Source organism: uncultured Bacteroides sp. (genome assembly GCF_905207245.1).
GTDB lineage: Bacteria > Bacteroidota > Bacteroidia > Bacteroidales > Bacteroidaceae > Bacteroides.
In genome coordinates, this window is sequence record NZ_CAJLKP010000007.1 from 103638 (window position 1) to 124890 (window position 21253).

The 21253-nt window shown below is 39.8% G+C and carries 21 protein-coding genes; 19 read left to right on the forward strand and 2 right to left on the reverse strand.

Going from position 1 to position 21253, the window contains the following annotated elements; all coding sequences use genetic code 11:
• Positions 1–3: 3 nt before the first annotated feature.
• The 19 genes from tsaD (at position 4) to QZ135_RS04090 (ending at position 17115) form a co-directional block, all read left to right on the forward strand.
• The gene (gene tsaD / locus QZ135_RS04000; protein ID WP_294606117.1) at positions 4–1026 is read left to right on the forward strand and encodes a tRNA (adenosine(37)-N6)-threonylcarbamoyltransferase complex transferase subunit TsaD; all 1023 of its coding nucleotides are present in this window, start codon (positions 4–6) and stop codon (positions 1024–1026) included.
• Positions 1027–1199: 173 nt separating this feature from the next.
• Positions 1200–1667, forward strand: a complete 468-nt coding sequence (locus QZ135_RS04005; protein ID WP_294606118.1) for a CinA family protein — start codon at positions 1200–1202, stop codon at positions 1665–1667.
• A gap of 121 nt (positions 1668–1788) precedes the next feature.
• Positions 1789–2049 (forward strand): 50S ribosomal protein L28, encoded by a 261-nt coding sequence (gene rpmB / locus QZ135_RS04010; RefSeq protein WP_007214256.1) that lies wholly within the window; start codon positions 1789–1791, stop codon positions 2047–2049.
• Between the two features lie 22 nt (positions 2050–2071).
• Positions 2072–2260 carry a 50S ribosomal protein L33 gene (gene rpmG / locus QZ135_RS04015; protein ID WP_002560155.1) on the forward strand — a complete coding sequence of 63 codons (189 nt, stop codon included), beginning with the start codon at positions 2072–2074 and terminating at the stop codon, positions 2258–2260.
• 12 nt (positions 2261–2272) lie between these two features.
• Complete coding sequence (locus QZ135_RS04020) at positions 2273–2431, forward strand: DUF4295 family protein (RefSeq protein ID WP_007214255.1); 159 nt, start codon at positions 2273–2275, stop codon at positions 2429–2431.
• 140 nt (positions 2432–2571) lie between these two features.
• Positions 2572–3531 carry a signal recognition particle-docking protein FtsY gene (gene ftsY / locus QZ135_RS04025; protein WP_294606119.1) on the forward strand — a complete coding sequence of 320 codons (960 nt, stop codon included), beginning with the start codon at positions 2572–2574 and terminating at the stop codon, positions 3529–3531.
• Positions 3528–4826, forward strand: coding sequence for a 30S ribosomal protein S12 methylthiotransferase RimO (gene rimO / locus QZ135_RS04030; protein WP_294606120.1), 1299 nt, complete (start codon positions 3528–3530; stop codon positions 4824–4826). Before ftsY ends, rimO begins: the two co-directional genes overlap by 4 nt.
• A gap of 78 nt (positions 4827–4904) precedes the next feature.
• A complete protein-coding gene (locus QZ135_RS04035) occupies positions 4905–5177 on the forward strand; it encodes an HU family DNA-binding protein (RefSeq protein ID WP_294606121.1) in 273 nt (90 codons plus the stop codon).
• Between the two features lie 31 nt (positions 5178–5208).
• Positions 5209–6552, forward strand: coding sequence for an HU family DNA-binding protein (locus QZ135_RS04040; RefSeq protein ID WP_294606122.1), 1344 nt, complete (start codon positions 5209–5211; stop codon positions 6550–6552).
• A gap of 265 nt (positions 6553–6817) precedes the next feature.
• Complete coding sequence (locus QZ135_RS04045) at positions 6818–7813, forward strand: AAA family ATPase (protein WP_294606123.1); 996 nt, start codon at positions 6818–6820, stop codon at positions 7811–7813.
• A 125-nt stretch (positions 7814–7938) separates the two neighbouring features.
• Entirely contained in the window at positions 7939–8808 is an 870-nt protein-coding gene (locus QZ135_RS04050) for a DUF58 domain-containing protein (protein ID WP_294606124.1), read from the forward strand.
• 8 nt (positions 8809–8816) lie between these two features.
• On the forward strand, positions 8817–9896 hold the full coding sequence (locus tag QZ135_RS04055) for a hypothetical protein (RefSeq protein ID WP_294606125.1): 1080 nt from the start codon (positions 8817–8819) through the stop codon (positions 9894–9896).
• A 57-nt stretch (positions 9897–9953) separates the two neighbouring features.
• Positions 9954–10937 (forward strand): VWA domain-containing protein, encoded by a 984-nt coding sequence (locus tag QZ135_RS04060; RefSeq protein ID WP_294606126.1) that lies wholly within the window; start codon positions 9954–9956, stop codon positions 10935–10937.
• Positions 10938–10979: 42 nt separating this feature from the next.
• Positions 10980–12026 (forward strand): VWA domain-containing protein, encoded by a 1047-nt coding sequence (locus QZ135_RS04065; RefSeq protein ID WP_294606127.1) that lies wholly within the window; start codon positions 10980–10982, stop codon positions 12024–12026.
• Complete coding sequence (locus QZ135_RS04070; RefSeq protein WP_294606128.1) at positions 12010–12720, forward strand: tetratricopeptide repeat protein; 711 nt, start codon at positions 12010–12012, stop codon at positions 12718–12720. Before QZ135_RS04065 ends, QZ135_RS04070 begins: the two co-directional genes overlap by 17 nt.
• 22 nt (positions 12721–12742) lie before the next feature.
• Positions 12743–14581 (forward strand): BatD family protein, encoded by a 1839-nt coding sequence (locus QZ135_RS04075; RefSeq protein ID WP_294606129.1) that lies wholly within the window; start codon positions 12743–12745, stop codon positions 14579–14581.
• Positions 14582–14593: 12 nt separating this feature from the next.
• Positions 14594–15430, forward strand: coding sequence for a tetratricopeptide repeat protein (locus QZ135_RS04080; protein WP_294606130.1), 837 nt, complete (start codon positions 14594–14596; stop codon positions 15428–15430).
• Positions 15431–15629: 199 nt separating this feature from the next.
• Positions 15630–15902 (forward strand): DNA-binding protein, encoded by a 273-nt coding sequence (locus tag QZ135_RS04085; RefSeq protein ID WP_294606131.1) that lies wholly within the window; start codon positions 15630–15632, stop codon positions 15900–15902.
• 82 nt (positions 15903–15984) lie between these two features.
• Positions 15985–17115, forward strand: a complete 1131-nt coding sequence (locus QZ135_RS04090; RefSeq protein WP_294606132.1) for a universal stress protein — start codon at positions 15985–15987, stop codon at positions 17113–17115.
• 166 nt (positions 17116–17281) lie between these two features.
• On the opposite strand, the gene QZ135_RS04095 is transcribed toward QZ135_RS04090, so the two are convergent.
• Both QZ135_RS04095 and gyrA read right to left on the reverse strand, forming a co-directional pair.
• Complete coding sequence (locus QZ135_RS04095; protein WP_294606142.1) at positions 17282–18538, reverse strand: tetratricopeptide repeat protein; 1257 nt, start codon at positions 18536–18538, stop codon at positions 17282–17284.
• A gap of 31 nt (positions 18539–18569) precedes the next feature.
• Positions 18570–21149, reverse strand: coding sequence for a DNA gyrase subunit A (gyrA, locus tag QZ135_RS04100; RefSeq protein ID WP_294606133.1), 2580 nt, complete (start codon positions 21147–21149; stop codon positions 18570–18572).
• Between the last annotated feature and the right edge of the window lie 104 nt (positions 21150–21253).

Below are 21253 nucleotides of genomic sequence, written 5' to 3' on the forward strand. Positions count from 1 at the left end.
GATATGAGTACAATAATTTTAGGAATAGAAAGTTCTTGCGACGACACTTCAGCCGCCGTTATTAAAGATGGGTATTTACTATCGAATGTGGTTTCCAGTCAGGCAGTGCATGAGGCCTACGGTGGTGTAGTTCCAGAATTAGCTTCACGCGCACATCAGCAAAACATAGTTCCGGTGGTTCACGAAGCACTGAAACGTGCCGGAGTGACAAAAGAAGAATTGAGCGCAGTTGCTTTTACAAGAGGTCCGGGACTGATGGGTTCTCTATTGGTAGGCGTGTCGTTTGCTAAAGGTTTCGCCCGCTCTTTGGGTATTCCTATGATAGATGTTAACCATTTGACAGGACATGTGTTAGCACATTTTATTAAAGCAGAAGGTGAAGAAAATATTCAGCCGGAATTTCCTTTTCTTTGCTTGCTTGTTTCGGGAGGAAATTCGCAGATAATCTTGGTGAAGGCATACAATGATATGGAGATTTTGGGACAGACTATTGATGATGCCGCAGGTGAAGCCATTGATAAATGTTCCAAAGTTATGGGACTGGGCTATCCTGGCGGTCCGATTATTGATAAACTGGCTCGTCAGGGCAATCCGAAAGCTTTTGCTTTCAGTAAGCCCCATATCCCCGGGCTGGATTACAGTTTCAGTGGATTGAAGACCTCTTTCCTCTATTCCCTGCGTGATTGGATGAAAGAAGATCCCGATTTCATCGAACATCATAAGGTGGATTTGGCAGCTTCGCTCGAAGCTACTGTTGTTGATATACTGATGGATAAACTGCGTAAGGCGGCTAAGGAATATAAGATAAAGGAGGTAGCCGTGGCCGGTGGCGTTTCTGCCAATAATGGTTTGCGCAATGCTTTCCGTGAACATGCCGAGAAGTATGGCTGGAAGATATTTATCCCTAAGTTCAGTTATACTACGGATAATGCCGCCATGATTGCCATCACTGGGTACTTCAAATATCAGGATCAGGATTTTTGTTCTATAGATGCACCGGCTTACTCGCGTGTCACATTGCAATAAAAAGACTTTTGGAACAATATTTTGTCTGAACTGTACCCGGTCCGTGTCAAGGTCGTACCAAGTCCGTATCTGGTCCAAGCGTATAGATACGGAGCAAACACGGGCTTGATACGGTTCGGGTAATACGAGCAGGAAAAAAAGAACAAAATATTGGATTATATATAATAAGGTGTATGAAATTGGAAGAAAAAATAGGCGAACTGCTGAAAGAGAAGAATTTGTCCCTTTCCACCGCAGAAAGTTGCACCGGAGGAAGTATTGCGGCTTTACTGACTTCTGTTCCGGGGAGTTCGGCGTATTTTAACGGTGGAATTGTGGCATATTCCAATGAGGTGAAGATGGATTTACTTCACGTTTCAGCCGAAACACTGGAAAGGTATGGAGCTGTTAGTCGTGAAACGGTAACAGAAATGGCAAGAGGTGCGATGAAAGCGCTGAAAACAGATTGTGCTGTTGCCACATCAGGGATTGCCGGACCGGGAGGAGGTACGCCGGAAAAGCCTGTAGGTACTGTATGGATTGCCGCTGCCTATAAAAATGAAATTGTAACTTTCAGGCAGGATGGAGATGATGGAAGAGACAGAAATGTGCAAAAAGCTGTTCAAAATGCTCTAATGATGCTTTGTGAGTGCTTAAAATGAAGAAAAATTGCTATCATACAGTGAATTATTTTACGAAAAACTTGTTTGGTATCGATAAAAGTACTTACTTTGCGCTCTGTTTGAAATAAGTATAGATAAAAACTATAAAAATAAGATAGAAATGTCGAAGATTTGTCAAATTACCGGAAAGAAAGCCATGATTGGCAACAATGTTTCACACTCAAAGAGAAGAACTAAGAGAACCTTTGATTTGAACTTGTTTAACAAGAAGTTCTACTATGTAGAGCAGGACTGCTGGATCAGCCTTAGCATTTGCGCTAACGGTCTGCGTATTATTAATAAGAAAGGACTGGACGCTGCTTTGAACGACGCAGTAGCTAAAGGTTATTGTGATTGGAAAAGCATTAAAGTAATTGGCTAAAAAGTAGAGGAGAATACTGATTATGGCAAAGAAAGCAAAAGGTAACAGAGTACAGGTGATTCTGGAATGCACAGAACACAAAGATAGCGGTATGCCGGGAACTTCTCGTTATATCACTACAAAGAATAGAAAGAATACAACTGAAAGATTGGAATTGAAGAAATACAATCCGATTTTGAAGAGAGTAACAGTACATAAAGAAATTAAATAATAAGTATAACCCATGGCAAAGAAAACTGTAGCAAGTTTGCACGAAGGTTCTAAAGAAGGTCGTGCTTATACAAAGGTTATCAAAATGGTTAAGTCTCCGAAGACTGGTGCTTACACCTTTGATGAACAAATGGTATTGAATGAAAAAGTACAGGACTTTTTCAAGAAATAAGATAGTCTGTCGAAAGACGTTTGATTATAAAATCCTCTTATCGTATTCCGGTAAGGGGATTTTTTTTATACTTTATTCTTATACTTTCATTACTTTGTTATATCTTTGTGGAATAATGTACTGCATAAATAAAATAGGATATGGGATTTTTTAGTTTTTTCTCGAAGGAAAAGAAAGAAACATTAGATAAAGGATTGTCTAAGACGAAGGAAAGTGTATTTGGCAAGATTGCCCGTGCTGTGGCAGGAAAGTCAAAAGTGGATGACGAAGTGCTTGATAATCTGGAGGAAGTGTTGATTACTTCGGATGTGGGTGTGGAAACTACGTTAAATATAATTGAACGTATAGAGAAGCGTGCTGCAGCTGAAAAATATATGAATGCGCAAGAACTGAATAGTATTTTGCGCGATGAAATCGCTGCTTTATTGACAGAGAACAACTCGGATGATGTAGCTGATTTTGAAGCACCGATTGAAAAGAAACCTTACGTTATAATGGTGGTGGGAGTGAACGGTGTTGGTAAAACAACAACTATCGGCAAGTTGGCTTATCAATTCAAGAAGGCGGGCAAAAGCGTTTATTTGGGTGCGGCGGATACTTTTCGTGCGGCAGCCGTTGAGCAGTTGGATATCTGGGGTGGACGGGTAGGAGTACCTGTTATTAAGCAAAAGATGGGGGCTGATCCGGCTTCTGTGGCTTATGATACTTTGAACTCTGCTGTTGCCAATAATGCTGATGTGGTGATTATTGATACTGCCGGACGTCTTCATAACAAGGTTGGCTTGATGAATGAGCTGACTAAAATTAAGAATGTTATGAAGAAAGTGGTTCCTGATGCTCCTGATGAGGTATTGTTGGTTTTGGATGGTTCTACCGGGCAAAATGCGTTTGAACAGGCTAAGCAGTTCACTTTGGCAACGGAAGTGACAGCAATGGCTATTACAAAATTGGATGGTACTGCCAAGGGTGGTGTCGTTATCGGCATCTCCGATCAGTTTAAAATCCCCGTGAAATATATCGGACTTGGTGAAGGAATGGAAGACTTGCAAGTATTCCGCAAGAATGAATTTGTTGACTCATTGTTTGGGGAGAATGCATGAAACGGAAGACTATTGATATTATCACTTTAGGGTGTTCTAAAAACTTGGTGGATTCGGAGCACTTGATGCGTCAACTGGAAGAAGCCGGGTATCATGTGACTCATGATGCGGAAAAGCCGGAGGGAGAGATTGCTGTTATCAATACTTGCGGCTTCATCGGTGATGCAAAAGAAGAATCCATTAATATGATTCTGGAATTTGCACAGGCCAGGGAAGAAGGTGAATTGGAAAAACTTTATGTGATGGGTTGTCTTTCTGAACGTTATCTGAAAGAACTTGCTATTGAAATTCCGCAGGTAGACAAATTTTATGGTAAATTCAACTGGGCGGAGTTGTTGCAGGATCTTGGAAAAGCTTATCACGAAGAGCTTCATATTGAGCGTACGCTTACTACTCCTAAGCATTATGCATACCTGAAAATTTCAGAAGGTTGCGATAGGAAGTGTTCCTATTGTGCTATCCCTATTATTACGGGGAAACACGTGTCGCGTCCGATAGAAGAAATCCTGGATGAGGTGCGTTATCTGGTGGCTAAAGGGGTGAAAGAATTTCAGGTTATTGCTCAGGAGCTGACGTATTATGGCGTGGATTTGTATAAAAAACAAATGTTGCCTGAGCTTGTAGAACGTATCTCTGAAATTCCCGGTGTGGAGTGGATACGTTTGCATTATGCTTATCCGGCACATTTTCCTACTGATTTATTCAGAGTAATGCGTGAGCGTCCCAATGTATGTAAATATATGGATATTGCCCTTCAGCATATCAGTGATTCGATGCTGGAGAAGATGCGCCGTCATGTAACAAAGGAAGAAACCTATCGTTTGTTGGAGCAATTTCGCAAAGAGGTACCGGGGATTCATCTGCGTACGACGTTGATGGTGGGGCATCCCGGAGAAACGGAAGCTGATTTTGAGGACTTGAAAGAGTTTGTCCGGAAGGTTCGTTTCGATAGAATGGGGGCTTTTGCCTATTCGGAAGAGGAGGGTACTTATGCAGCCGCACACTACGAAGATGAAATTCCTCAAGAAGTGAAACAAGCGCGTTTGGATGAATTGATGTCTATTCAGCAGGGTATTTCTGCTGAATTGAGCGCGGCAAAGGTGGGTCGATGCATGAAAGTGATAATAGATCGCTTGGAAGGTGATTATTACGTGGGTCGTACAGAATTTGATTCTCCTGAAGTAGATCCGGAAGTCTTGATAGAGCAGGACGGGCAGACCTTGCTTATTGGTAACTTTTACCAGGTAGAGATAATAAATTCCGATGATTTCGACCTTTTTGGACGGGTAATTTAAATATTTTTCCCGAAGAATTTGTGTATATGCGGAAGTTTTGCTAATATAGCACCGAACTTTATAAAAAATATCTGGATTTTGAATAATAAAGAGTTTACTTCAGAACTGTCACGAAGATTGGGATATACCATAAAGGATACATCCGAACTGATTGCATCTTTGCTGTCGGATATGACGCAACAGTTGCAAGAGGGGAACGTTATTTCTGTGCAAGGTTTCGGCACTTTTGAGGTTAAGAAGAAGGCTGAGCGTATCACCATTAATCCTACTACGAAATTGCGTATGTTGATTCCGCCTAAATTGGTGTTGAGCTATAGACCGAGTAGTACCCTGAAGGATAAATTTAAGTAACCCTGTCTCACTCCAAGTAATCTCCATAATTATGAATGAAAAACTGAACATACAGAATTTGATAGAACTGCTTGCCGAAAAGCATGGCATGGATAAAAAAGATGCCGAGAGTTTCGTGAAAGAGTTTTTCCAGTTGGTTGAAGAGTCGCTGGAAACAGACAAGTATGTGAAGATTAAAGGTTTAGGTACATTTAAGCTGATAAATGTAGAGAACCGTGAAAGTGTGAATATAAATACGGGAGAGCGGTTTGAAATACAGGGGCACACTAAAGTCTCATTTACTCCGGAACCAACTCTGAAAGATTTGATAAATAAACCTTTTTCACATTTTGAGACAGTAGTGTTGAATGATAAAACAGTGCTGGAAGATACGCCGATGGAAAGCAGTTCTGAAGAGGAGGAAGAAAAGGAAGAAGAAAATTTAGTAGGGCAAACTGCTGAAATGCCTATTGTTGCATCGAAAGAGCCCGTAGAGAGCGCAGAATTGCCTGTAGATGAAGTGGACGAGTTTATTGAAAATGCACCTACTGAAATAGAAGAGATGGCTGTCGAAATAGAAAAAGTGGTTGTTGAAGAAGAAAAGGTAGCTGAAGAAGAAACTATTGCGATAGCTGAAGAAACGATAGAAGTTGTCGAAGAAATAATTCAGGTAGTAGAAGAACCTGGCCTTTCCTCTGACGAACATGCCGCTCAGCCTGATGGGCCTGTTACAGAACTTTTGATTGAGCAACAAGAGGAAGATAGGATACCTACCTATGAGATACCTGATGCTGATGAATCTGCAGCTCCTGTAGATAAACCGGATAGTTCTACTATGAAATTCTTTATTGGTATTGTAGTACTTGTGGTTGTGTTGTGTGTTGGTGCTGTGACTTTTATGTATTATCCGGATTTATTTGATAGGTCTGTACCGCCTACTGAAAAAGTAGCCGACGGAAAGACGAAAGAACCGGCGTCTTCTGTTGCCTTGACGGATAGTGTTGTCCGAAAAGATACAGCATTGGTTGTTAAAGCAGATACGGTGGCAGAGGTCATCACACCAAAATCCACTGAGCCAGAGCCTGTCATTGAATCGAAGCCGGCTACTGCTGCGCCGAAACCGGTTGCTCAAAAGGAAAATCCTGTAGCTGCCTCTAAGAAAGATAATAAGAAAGCGACTCCTTTTGAACCTGATTCTGTAAACTATAAGATAGTAGGAACAAAGGCTACCTATACTATAGCGGAAGGAGAAACTTTGACGAAAGTCGCACTTCGTTTCTACGGAACCAAAGCTCTCTGGCCGTATATCGTGAAGTATAATCCTGATGTTATAAAGAACCCGGATCACGTGCCCTATGGAACTGTAGTCAAGATACCGGAGCTTGTGAAGAAATAACAGAAAATATTGCACCCCTGCAAGTTGACCACTACGTTGCTTGCAGGGGTGAATTGTAGTTTATTCCTATTTGCGAAATTGAAAATCTTTTTAGAAACTATTGTTAACTACTAAACTCTATGAAAGTAGTTTAATCTAATCGTTTTTTAATAAAAATTAGTTGGTATGGTTAATTTATTCCTGTACTTTTGGGAGCGAAAAAAATAATTACCAGTAGTATGCTGGATAACCAATGGAATTTAAACAATAAAAAATAATAGTATTTATGGCTGAAACAATTGATATCCGCGAATTAAATGAACGGATTGAAAGACAAAGTTCTTTCGTTACCAACCTTACTACTGGCATGGACCAGATTATCGTAGGACAAAAACATCTGGTAGAGTCATTGTTAATCGGTTTACTATCCGACGGACACGTATTATTGGAAGGTGTGCCCGGTTTGGCAAAAACATTGGCAATCAAAACGCTGGCTTCGCTGATTGATGCGCAATACAGTCGTGTACAGTTTACGCCTGATTTGCTGCCTGCCGACGTTATTGGTACAATGGTATATAGCCAGAAAGACGAAACTTTCCAGGTAAAGAAAGGTCCTATTTTTGCTAACTTTGTTCTTGCGGACGAAATTAACCGTGCTCCGGCCAAAGTGCAGAGTGCTTTGCTTGAAGCTATGCAAGAACGCCAGGTAACTATCGGTAAGCAAACATTCCTGTTGCCCGAACCTTTCCTTGTACTTGCTACTCAGAATCCTATTGAACAGGAAGGTACTTATCCGTTGCCCGAAGCACAGGTAGACCGTTTCATGCTGAAAGTAGTCATTGACTATCCGAAGATGGAAGAAGAAAAACTGATTATCCGTCAGAATATCAATGGTGAGAAATTCAATGTGAAACCTATCCTAAAAGCAGAAGAAATCATAGAAGCCCGTAAGGTTGTTCGTCAGGTATACCTGGACGAAAAGATTGAACGTTATATTGTAGATATTGTGTTCGCCACCCGTTACCCAGAGAAATATGATTTGAAAGACCTGAAAGATATGATCGGTTTTGGTGGTTCACCCCGTGCTTCTATCAATCTGGCATTGGCTGCCCGTACTTATGCTTTCATCAAACGTCGTGGTTATGTTATTCCTGAGGATGTACGTGCTGTGGCTCACGACGTATTGCGTCATCGTATCGGTTTGACGTACGAAGCAGAGGCTAGCAACCTGACTTCTGATGAAATCATCAGCAAGATACTAAATAAGGTTGAAGTACCTTAATGTAAGTATCTTTAAAATAGCTTTTGAAAGCTATTAATAAACGTTGCCAACGTTTTTAAAGAATCTTGCCGACGTTTTTAAAGAACGTCGAAGGTATTTATTAACGGAATTATTCTACTATATAAATGGAAACAAGTGAACTGTTAAAAAAAGTCCGTCAGATTGAAATCAAGACGCGAGGATTATCCAACAATATTTTTGCGGGCCAGTATCATACGGCCTTCAAGGGTAGAGGTATGGCATTCTCCGAAGTGCGCGAATATCAATTTGGTGACGATATACGCGACATCGATTGGAACGTGACTGCACGCTTCAATAAACCTTACGTGAAGGTGTTTGAAGAAGAGCGCGAACTGACCGTGATGTTGCTGGTGGATGTTTCCGGTAGTTTGGAATTCGGTACGGTGAAGCAGATGAAAAAGGATATGGTGACGGAGATTGCGGCTACGCTGGCATTTTCGGCTATACAGAATAACGACAAGATCGGTGTTGTCTTTTTCTCTGACCGGATAGAGAAGTTTATCCCGCCTAAGAAAGGGCGAAAACATATCTTGTATATCATCCGCGAACTGATTGATTTCAAAGCGGAAAGTCGGCGGACAAATATCCGTCTCGGATTGGAATATCTGACAAATGTGATGAAACGCCGTTGCACAGCATTCCTCTTGTCTGATTTCATCGATCAGGGAAACTTTAAGAATGCAATGACTATCGCCAACCGGAAACATGATGTGGTCGCTATTCAGGTATATGACCGTCGGGTAGAGGAACTGCCAGCTATCGGTTTGATGAAAATTAAAGATGCTGAGACTGGACATGAACAGTGGATTGACACTTCATCACGTGCCGTTCGTCGTGCCCATCATGATTGGTGGGTGGATAAACAGGTAGAATTGCATGAGGCATTCACTAAGAGTAATGTTGATAATGTGTCGGTACGTACTGACCAGGACTATGTCAGAGCATTGATGAATTTGTTTGCGAAACGAAATTAATCGGAAAAATGAAAAGATATCTATTTCTGATAACCCTATTGGGCATATTGACCGGCAAGGCTGTGGCGCAGTCGGTGACAGTGGATGCTACCATTGATTCCCTGCAAATATATATTGGTGATCAGGCGAAGATTAAACTTCAAGTGGCGTTGGATGCGGACAAACAGGCTATTTTCCCTGTTTATACGGATACGCTGGTGCGAGGAGTGGAGATTATAGATGTTGCAAAGGCTGATACGCAGTATATAAATGATAATAAGCGAATGCTGATTACACAGGAATACACTGTTACATCATTCGACTCGGCATTGTATTATTTGCCACCGATGGAGGTGACAGTGGATAATAAAGCATATCGTTCGAAGGCGTTGGCACTGAAAGTCTATTCAATGAATGTTCCGTTGGATCCTGAAAATCCGGAACAGTTCTTTGGACCTAAAACTGTGATGCAGGCTCCATTTGTATGGGAAGACTGGTATGGAATTATCATTTGTGGGATACTGCTTATTCCATTTGCGCTGCTGCTTATCTATTTGATTATGCGTATCTGTGATAATAAGCCGATAATACGTAAAGTGAAAGTTGAGCCGAAGTTACCGCCGCATCAGCAGGCAATGAAGGAGATAGAACGTATCAAGAGTGAGAAAGTATGGCAAAAGGGTCAATCTAAAGAATACTATACGGAGTTGACGGATACTTTACGTACTTATATCCGAGGGCGTTTTGGCTTCAATGCACTGGAAATGACTTCATCGGAAATCATAGAGAAGCTGTTGGATATGGAGGATAAAGAAGCTATTGCTGATTTGCGTACTCTCTTTCAGACTGCTGACTTGGTGAAGTTCGCTAAGCATGCTCCGCTGATGAATGAGAATGATGCGAATCTGATTAACGCTATTGATTTTATCAATGAAACAAAAGAGGTAGAAGCTGAGAATGTGAAACCTCAGCCAACTGAAATTACGATCATTGAGAAACGTTCTTTGCGTACTAAGATATTGTTGGGCGTAGGTATTGCTGTATTGGCAGCTGCCTTGATTGGTGTGCTTACTTATATTGGAATGCAGTTATACAGCTATTTTGCTTAATTGCAAAATCAGTAGTAACTTCAATCGTAAATTGTAAATTGTTAAATAGTAAATACAATGGTTTTTGCCAATATTGAATATTTGTTTTTGCTGCTGTTGCTTATACCTTATATAGTATGGTATATCATGAAGCGGAAGAATAATGAAGCGACGCTTCAGATTTCGGATGCACGTGTGTATGCACATACGCCAAAGAGTTATAAGAACTATTTGTTACATGTGCCTTTTATGCTGCGTATTGTTGCTTTGGCATTAATTATTGTGGTACTGGCACGTCCTCAAACAACGAATAGCTGGCAAAACAGTGAAATTGAAGGTATAGACATCATGCTGGCTATCGATGTATCTACCAGTATGCTGGCAGAGGATTTGAAACCGAATCGTCTGGAAGCTGCTAAAGATGTGGCTGCGGAGTTTATTAATGGTCGTCCTAATGATAATATCGGTATAACTTTATTTGCCGGTGAAAGTTTTACGCAATGTCCGTTGACGGTGGATCATGCAGTGCTTCTGAATCTGTTTCAAGGCATTAAGTGTGGTATTATTGAAGATGGAACAGCAGTCGGTATGGGTATTGCTAATGCCGTTACCCGCTTGAAAGACAGTAAAGCGAAGTCTAAAGTCATCATCCTGCTTACGGACGGTACAAATAATAAAGGAGATATATCTCCGCTGACTGCGGCGGAAATAGCTAAGAGTTTTGGTATTCGGGTTTATACTATTGGTGTAGGTACGAACGGAATGGCTCCGTATCCTTATCCGGTGGGTAACACTGTGCAGTATGTCAATATGCCGGTGGAGATTGATGAAAAGACACTGACGCAGATTGCGGCTACCACAGAAGGTAATTATTTCCGTGCCACCAGTAATTCTAAGCTGAAAGAGGTATATGAGGAGATTGATAAGTTGGAGAAAACCAAGTTGAATGTGAAGGAATACAGCAAGCGTCAGGAAGAATACCGTTGGTTTGCTCTGGCGGCGTTCTTGTGCGTGTTACTTGAAGTATTGCTTCGTAATTCTATCTTGAAGAAGATACCTTAAAACAATGCATTGATTGTAAATTACTAAATTGTACATAGAAAGATGTTTCGATTTGAAGAACCTACATATTTATATCTGTTGCTCCTGTTGCCTCTTTTGGCAGCTTTCTACCTGTACTCCAATTACCGGAGACGGAAAGCAATCCGCAAGTTTGGCGACCCGGTACTAATGGCACAGTTGATGCCGGATGTATCTAAATATCGTCCGGATGTGAAGTTTTGGCTGGTGTTTGCTGCAATCGGGCTGTTTGCAGTATTGTTGGCACGTCCTCAGTTTGGTTCCAAACTGGAGACTGTGAAGCGTCAAGGAGTGGAAGTAATGATTGCATTGGATATATCTAATTCCATGTTAGCACAAGATGTGCAGCCCAGCCGTTTGGAAAAGGCTAAAAGGCTGGTGGCACAGTTGGTAGATAGGATGGAAAATGATAAGGTCGGTATGATTGTATTTGCCGGTGATGCTTTTACGCAGTTGCCCATTACAAGCGATTATATCTCTGCCAAGATGTTTTTGGAGTCTATTAATCCGTCACTGATATCAAAACAGGGTACTGCAATTGGAGCGGCAATCAATCTGGCAACACGTAGTTTTACGCCTCAGGAAGGAGTAGGACGCTCTGTGATTGTTATTACTGATGGTGAGAACCATGAAGGTGGTGCGGTAGAAGCTGCTAAAGCTGCTGCTGAGAAAGGTATTCAAGTCAACGTTTTGGGTGTAGGTATGCCCGACGGTGCGCCTATTCCTGTAGAAGGAACGAATGATTTCCGTCGTGACCGTGAAGGAAATGTGGTTGTCACTCGACTGAATGAGCAGATGTGTCAGGAGATAGCTCAGGCAGGTGATGGAATTTATGTGCGTGTAGATAACTCGAATGCTGCACAAAAGGCAATTACTCAGGAAATTAATAAAATGGCGAAAGCGGATGTGGAAACACAGGTTTACACAGAGTTCAACGAACAATTTCAGGCTGTTGCATGGATTATTCTGTTGCTTCTATTGGCTGAAATGCTGATTCTGGAACGTAAGAACCCGTTATTCCGTAATATCCATTTGTTTAAAAAGGAAGAAAGGTATGATGATGAGAAATAAAACTATCGGAATTATCTTGCTGCTATTGACGGCTGTATCGGCGTCTGCACAGAAAGCGGAACGTGATTTTATTCGTAAGGGAAACCGTGCGTATAAGGATAGCACATATGTGAATGCTGAAGTAAATTATCGTAAGGCGATCGATGTCAATCCGAAATCAACGGTTTCCATGTATAATTTGGGTAACACGCTTATGCAACAAAATAAGTTGCAGGAAGCTATGGAACAGTATGTTGCTGCCACTAAGATGGAGAAGGATAAGAGTAAACTTGCTCAAATCTATCATAATATGGGTGTAATATTCCATTCTGGTAAAGATTATGCGAAAGCAGTGGAAGCATACAAGGAATCGTTACGTAATAATCCGAAAGATAACGAAACACGCTATAATTTGGCTCTGGCCCAAAAAATGCTGAAAGACCAGGAACAAAACCAGCAAAATCAAAACCAGAATCAGGATCAAAATAAACAGGATCAGGAAAAGGAACAAGATAAAGATAAGCAAGACCAGAATAAACAAGACCAGCAAAACCAGGATCAACAACAGCAACCACAGCAACCGCAAGACAACCAAATGTCGAAGGAAAACGCTGAACAGCTCTTGAAGTCGGTTATGCAGGACGAAAAAGATGTGCAGGATAAGGTGAAGAAACAACAAGTAATTCAGGGTGGTCGCTTAGAAAAGGATTGGTAAATAATAAAAGATACGATAATATATGAGAAAATTAATTTTCTTATGGATAGCACTGATTGCAGTCAGTTTACAGGTTTTTGCTGACGAAAAAGTGTCATTTTCTGCGTCAGCTCCTGACGCAGTAGCAGTAGGTGACCAGTTTCGGCTGACATATACAGTGACTACACAGAAGGTGAGAGATTTCCGTGCTCCTTCTATCAAGGGATTTGATGTATTGATGGGACCCAGTCGTTCGCAGCAAAGTAGTATGCAGATTATTAACGGGGTATCAACTTCAACCAGTAGCATCACCTTTACTTATATTCTGATGGCTACGACGGAGGGTAGTTTCACTATTCCGGGTGCTACGATTACGGCAGATGGTAATCAAATGATTTCTAATTCAGTGCATGTCAAAGTACTTCCGGCAGATCAAGCGGAAGCAGCGGCATCTTCAAATGGAAATAGTAAAGGTAATGCTAGCCGTGCCTCTTCAGGTACTTCTATTTCCAATCAAGACTTGTTTATTGCAGCTACTGCAAGTAAAACAAATGTATATGAGCAAGAAGCTTTTTTGCTAACTTACAAAATCTATACATTGGTTGATTTACAACGTTTTGATAATGTGAAACTTCCTGATTTTAAGGGATTTCATTCGCAGGAAGTAGAGCTTCCGAATGATAGGAGATGGAGCTTGGAGCATTATAAGGGAAGGAATTATCAAACTACTATTTATCGCCAGTTTGTATTATTTCCTCAACAGTCGGGTAATTTAACCATCGAACCAGCGCGTTTTGATGCTTCTATTGCCAAAGCTACCCAAGTGTCAGATCCATTTGAAGCTTTCTTTAATGGAGGTAGCAATTATATTGAAATAAAAAAGACGCTAACTACTCCTAAGTTGACAATTGATGTTAAGTCGTTGCCGGAAGGTAAACCTGCTGATTTCTCTGGTGGAGTGGGAGAGTTTAGTATTTCTTCTTCCATCAATAGCACTACTGTGAAAACGAACGATGCCATCACTATTAAACTCGTGATTTCCGGTACTGGTAATTTAAAATTGATTGGTGACCCTGAAATTAAGTTCCCGGATGATTTTGAAGTGTATGATCCTAAAGTTGACAATAAGTTCCGTTTGACAAATGCAGGACTTTCTGGCAGTAAAGTAATTGAATATCTGGCTATTCCGCGTAATGCTGGTACGTTTAAGATACCGGCTGTCAAATTCAGCTATTTTGATATCAAATCCCGTTCCTACAAGACATTGACTACAGAAGAATATGAGTTGCATGTAGAAAAGGGTGAAGGTAATGCTGCGCAGACTATCGCAAACTTTACAAATAAAGAAGATTTGAGAATTTTGAATGAGGATATTCGCTTCATCAAGCAAAATGATGTGACTCTTTCCCAAAAGGGGGACTTTTTCTTTGATTCGATGGTGTATTGGTTGCTTTATTTGGTACCTGGAGTTGCGTTTATCATCTTCTTTATTGTTTACCGTAAGCAGATAGCTGCTAATGCCAATGTGGCTAAAATGCGTACGAAGAAAGCCAATAAGGTTGCTGTTAAGCGTATGAAGCTGGCTGGCAAACTATTGGCAGAAAATAAGAAAGATGTTTTCTATGATGAAGTACTGAAAGCTCTTTGGGGATATATCAGTGATAAACTGAATATTCCGGTTTCACGGCTCTCTAAAGACAATATTGAAGAGGAGCTTCGTAAATATGGCGTAGAAGATGCTTTGATTAAAGAGTTCTTGGTTGCGTTGAATGATTGTGAGTTTGCTCGTTTTGCTCCTGGTGATGATAATCAGGCCATGGATAAGGTTTACTCAGCTTCATTGACGGTGATAAGTAAAATGGAGAATTCGATTAAACATTAATTAGAAGGTTATATGATGAAAAAGATATTGTTTTTTACCCTTAGCCTGCTTATGGCGATGACCTCTTTGGGACAGGCTTCATCTGATACATTGCAGAATGCCAATGATTCAGTTTCAATAAGTTCTCATTCAGAATTCTCAGCAGTAAAGCAAGAGAATGGTGCGACAAAAGCAGAAGGGGATAGTGCATATCTGAAGAATGATTATGCTTCTGCCATTCAGATATATGAAGCTTTGTTGAAGGATGGAGAAGCTGCTGAAGTATATTATAATTTAGGAAATAGCTATTATAAAGCTGGTGATATAGCAAAAGCTATTTTAAACTATGAGCGTGCCTTATTGATGCAGCCTGGTAATGCGGATATTCGTGCTAATCTGGAAATAGCCCGTGCCAAAACCGTAGACAAAGTAATTCCGGTAGCTGAAATCTTCTTTGTATCTTGGACAAAGTCATTGATAAATAGTCTAAGTGTGGATGCTTGGGCAAAAGTAGGTATAGTTTGTTTCTTCTTATTATTGGCATCTCTTTATTTCTTTTTCTTTTCCAGACAGATTGTGTGGAAAAAAACTGGTTTCATTGCAGGAATAGTATTTCTGGTGTTTGTTATACTAGCGAATGTTTTTGCTTTCCAGCAAAAAAGTGAGTTATTGAATCGTAATAATGCCATTGTATTAACTCCCAGTGTAACGGTGCGTAGTACCCCCAGTGAGAGTGGTACCAGTTTGTTTATATTGCATGAAGGTCGAAAGGTGGAGATTAAAGATAACTCCATGCGTGAATGGAAAGAAATCCGTTTAGAAGATGGTAAAGTAGGTTGGGTGCCTGCATCGTCTGTAGAGAGCATCTGATAGCTATAATTCTTTCATAGTAAGATAGTTAATAATAGGCAAAAAGCCTGTCAAAAGGGAAAATATAAATACCCTTTTGGCAGGCTTCTTTTATTTTGTAAAAAAGACATCGAAAATGTTTGTTATATCTTTTTTTTTCCTTAAGTTTATAGCGTGATAAGTAAAACTCACAGAGTTATTAACCATTAAATTTATAAATATGAGAACAATAACATTTAATGAACTTCGCCGAATTAAAGACTCGTTACCCACTGGTAGTATGCATAGAATAGCCGATGAACTCGGACTGAACGTCGATACAGTTAGAAACTTCTTTGGGGGACACAATTTCAAAGAAGGTAAGAGTGTTGGAATACATCTGGAGCCTGGACCTGATGGTGGTTTAGTGATGCTTGATGATACTACTGTTCTTGATAGAGCTCTCAGGATACTAGATGAAATGAATGCCAGTGCAGAGCCTGTTCAAGCTTAAGAAGAGAAAGTAAAAATGAATCCCAATTGATAAACAAACAATTGGGATTTCTTATTTGTTTATAAAGTAAAAACTGTTGATTATGGAAGACAAGTTAGTAACTTTAGCCATTCTGACTTATGCCAAAGCTCAGATATTGAAAAATGTACTTGAGAATGAAGGTGTTGAGACCTACATTCACAATGTAAATCAAATACAACCTGTAGTGTCTTCGGGTGTGCGTTTACGTATAAAAGAAAGCGATTTGCCACGTGCATTGAAGATTACTGAAAGTTCTGCCTGGTTATCTGAAGAGGTAGTGGGAGGGAAGCCACCTAAAGTGGAGAAGGAGAGTAATAGGGTTTTAGTTCCTGTCGACTTCTCTAATTATTCGATGAAAGCATGTGAATTTGCTTTTAATTTTGCACAGAATATGAATGCGGAAGTAGTATTGCTACATGTCTACTTTACTCCGATTTATACTACTTCGTTACCTTATGGAGATGTCTTTAATTATCAGATTGCAGATGAAGAGAATGTAAAAAATATATTGCAAAAAGTTCATGCAGACTTAAATGCCTTATCAAATAAGGTTAAGGAGAAAGTGGCTTCAGGAGAATTTCCAAATGTGAAATATAGTTGTGTGTTGCGTGAAGGCATCCCAGAAGAAGAAATTCTTCGCTATTCAAAAGAATATCGACCACGTATCGTTATTATGGGTACTCGTGGTAAAAATCAGAAAGATATTGATTTAATTGGTAGTGTAACGGCTGAAATAATTGAGCGGAGCCGTGTCCCCGTTCTAGCCATACCTGAGAATACTCCATTTAAGCAATTGGCTGAAGCTAAGCGTATTGCATTTATCACCAATTTTGATCAACGGGATTTAATTGCATTCGATTCATTGATTACTGCTTTGAAGCCATTCCATTTTTCCGTATCCTTAATTCATTTGTCAGATGTTAAAGATACATGGAATGAAATAAAATTAGGTGGTATTAAAGAATACTTCCAAAAACAGTACCCGGATTTGGAAATACATTATGATGTTGTGATGAATGATGATTTCTTGAATAGTTTAGATAACTATATAAAAACGAATCATATTGATATTATCACACTAACAACATACAAACGGAATATATTTTCCCGTCTATTTAATCCTGGAATTGCTCGGAAGATGATTTTTCATTCTGATACACCACTGTTAGTTATATACGGACACCCAAGCTAAAGAAAATAGCGCCTATATTTTAAATCAATATCATGATTATGTTTAATATTAAACAATGATATTTCATCTCTACTTATTGCTTCCCTATTCCAATTAAAAGAGGAAATAATGAAAAAAAAGCCTAGTGACAGATGACTAGGCTTTTTTTATTAATCAAAATATGAGATCAGTTTACCATCTTTTCAATTTCTTCAAATTCTGGTCCCATATCTAAATTGTAATATACCCGGTATAAACCATTCATCCATAAATCTTTTTGATCCGGTTTCAATTCTCTTGCTTTCTCATAACAAGGTTTTGCCTTTTCATAGAAAGCTTTCAGAGTGGCTTGATCTTCCTTATATTTCGGATCATTAACATCTGTGGTTGCTTTCTCTGAGAAATCTTGTGCTTGTAGGCAGTAAACCAAACCTAAATTAGAATATGCTTCTGCATAGGTAGGATCTATTTCTGTCGTTTTTGCATAATATTCAATAGCTTTATTAAGTGCATCTGCTGCCTCTTGCTCCTTTTTCTCATTTTTCAGGTTGGTGTACATATTATGATAAAGATATCCCTTCACGTACAAATAGAATGTATTATTGGGGTCTTTAGCTAACATATCGTCAGCAAACTGCATAGCTTCATCATATTTGTTGTTATTGCTATAATAATCAATCAGATGGCCAAAGAAAAATGAATGTTGCGGATATTTCTGCAAACCTTCTTTCAAAGAAGCAACCCATTTAGCTGTATCGCCTTGTGCTTTTAAAGCTGTAGAGATAAACTCCATAGCATATTGACCTACTTCTTTATCATTCTGAGCATATGGAGCATATTTCAATACGCTTGGATAGTCTTCCATTTTAGCCGCAGCTAAACTTGCATAATATGCAATCTGCGGTAAAATAGTATCTGTTTGCAGGAAGTTTTCCTTCTCAAACATTGGGTTTTGAGCTATTTCAATGTAAGTTCCAAAGAAATCTAATGCTTCTTTGTTCTTCTCTAAATTATAGAACTGGATACCACCATTGATTAAGTTAGGTCGTTCAGCAATAATAGCAGCAGAGTTAGCCTTTCTGTATTTGTTTTTGATTTTTCCTTTTTCATTCGGAATCTGTGCAAGTTCATCGCATTTGAGATAGTATTTGCACATGTTCAAAGCACTATTATATACCTTAAGTGTATCGTAAGGTTTTCTTAAATAGGCATTTTCCATTTGCTTTTCATTACTTCTCTTTTGAATAAAACCGGCTACATCCCAAGTCTCAGCATTATCCTTTGTTTCAGGATTAGTCAAGGCTTGATTGATGAGCTGTTCGGCTTTATTAAAGTCCGGATTCACTTCATTCGCAATGCTTTTAGCTTCTTTCACAGTCTTTTCTTGAGCGAAAGTGAAGCCTGCAGCAAGCAATAAAATCACTGAAAATAATACTCTTTTCATGATAAATGTAAAATTAAAATTAATATTATGTCTATTCTTCATCTCTATTATTTATTTCATCTTCAGAGTTGTAGTTCTCCTCTTCTACTTCTACTATTTCACTTATAGATACAGGAGATGTTGGAGACGTTCCATCTATATCAACTGGTATTTCGTCTTCCAAACTCTCGGAAGTAACCTTGCATACTGAACCGATTTCATCGTTTCTCTTTTCAAGATTAATTAAGCGAACACCTTGTGTGGCACGGCCCATAATACGAACATCAGCTACTTTCAGACGAATGGTAATACCAGATTTATTGATAATCATCAGGTCATTATCGTCTGTTACAGACTTAATTGTTACCAATTTACCTGTTTTATCAGTGATATTCATTGTTTTCACACCCTTACCACCACGATTTGTTTTGCGATAGTCTTCAATATCAGAACGTTTACCATATCCTTGTTCAGAAACTACCATAATCGTTTCTGCTTCAGGATCTTTAATGCATATCATTCCTACTACTTCATCCTGTCCATCCTCATCAAGTGTCATACCACGTACTCCTGTCGCAGTACGTCCCATAACACGTACAGCATTTTCGTGAAAACGAATAGCACGTCCATTACGATTAGCGATGATAATTTCATTGTCACCGTTGGTCATACGCACTTCGATAACACGGTCGTCTTCACGAATGGTGATAGCGTTTACACCATTTTGACGAGGACGTGAATATTGTTCAAGCAATGTTTTCTTGATGACACCATTCTTGGTACAGAAGAAAACATAATGGCTGTTAATAAAGTCTTGGTCAGAAAGGTTTTTTACACGCAAATATGCATTTACAGCATCGTCAGAGTCGATATTTAGCAAATTCTGGATAGCGCGTCCTTTTGAGTTCTTGGTACCTTCAGGTATTTCATATACTTTGAGCCAATAGCACTTACCTTTTTGAGTAAAGAACATCATGGTGTTGTGCATAGTTGCCGGGTATATATGCTCAATGAAGTCCGCATCACGGGTATCTGTACCCTTAGAGCCTACTCCACCGCGGTTCTGAGCCCGGAATTCACTCAATGGCGTACGCTTGATATATCCCATATGTGAAATGGTGATAATCATTTCATCGTCTGCATAGAAATCTTCCGGATTGAATTCTTCGGATGAATAAACAATTTCCGAACGACGTTTATCTCCATATTTAGCTTTTACTTCAATTAATTCATCTGTAATGACTTTACGGCAAAGCTCGTCATTTGAAAGTATTTCTTCATAATAAGCAATTTGCTTCATTACTTCTTCATATTCAGCATGGAGCTGATCTTGCATCAGTCCAGTCAACTGGCGCAGGCGCATTTCTACGATAGCACGAGACTGGATTTCGGTTAATTGAAAACGCTCAATTAAGCCTGCAATGGCATCATTAGGAGTTTTTGCCGCACGGATAATGCGAATCACTTCATCAATATTATCTGATGCGATAATTAAACCTTCCAGAATGTGGGCGCGTTCTTTTGCTTTACGCAAATCGTATTGAGTACGACGGATAACCACTTCGTGACGATGTTCCACAAAGTACTTAATCAAATCTTTCAAGTTCAACAGACGGGGACGTCCGTGTACCAATGCTACATTATTTACGCTGAAAGATGTCTGCAATAGAGTCATCTTATAAAGCTTGTTCAGAACTACACTGGCATTGGCATCGCGCTTAATATCGATAACAATGCGCATACCTTCGCGGTCGGATTCGTCATTGGCATTGGAGATACCTTCGATCTTTTTATCGTTGGCCAGATCAGCAATATACTTAATTAACTCGGCCTTATTGACACCATACGGGATTTCTGTGATGACAATTTTGTCATGCGTAGAACTGGTTTCAATCTCTGCTTTAGCGCGCATGATGACACGTCCGCGACCTGTAAGATAGGCTTCGCGAACACCACTCATACCATATATATATCCTCCTGTCGGGAAGTCAGGGGCTTTCACATAATTCATCAGTTCTTCTATCTCGATATCGTTGTTTTCGATGTATGCAACACAGGCATCGAGTACTTCTGACAAGTTGTGCGTCGGCATATTGGTTGCCATACCTACTGCAATACCAGATGCACCATTTACCAAAAGGTTCGGGATACGAGTTGGCATTACGGTCGGTTCCTGCAGAGAGTCGTCGAAGTTGTTTTGCATATCAACAGTCTCTTTTTCAAGGTCTTGCATCATGTCTTCACCAATCTTTTGCAAACGACACTCTGTGTAACGCATGGCTGCTGCACTGTCACCGTCTACTGAACCGTAGTTACCTTGGCCATCTACCACCATGTAGCGCATTGCCCAAGGCTGAGCCATACGGACTAACGCTCCGTAAACGGAAGAGTCACCATGAGGGTGATACTTACCTAATACTTCACCTACAACTCTGGCTGATTTCTTATAAGGTTTATCAGACGTATTTCCCAGTCCCATCATTCCGTAGAGAATTCTACGGTGTACAGGCTTAAAACCATCTCTAACATCCGGAAGGGCACGTGAAACTATGACCGACATGGAGTAGTCAATGTATGATGACTTCATTTCCTCCTCGATGTTAATCTTTATAATTCTGTCTTGTTCAAGCATTTAAAAAGATTATTAATTATACATACTTTGGTTCATGAAAAACCACGCTAAAGTACTGCTTTTTTACGATATACAAAAGTTTTCGCGCATAAACTTTCTTTCAG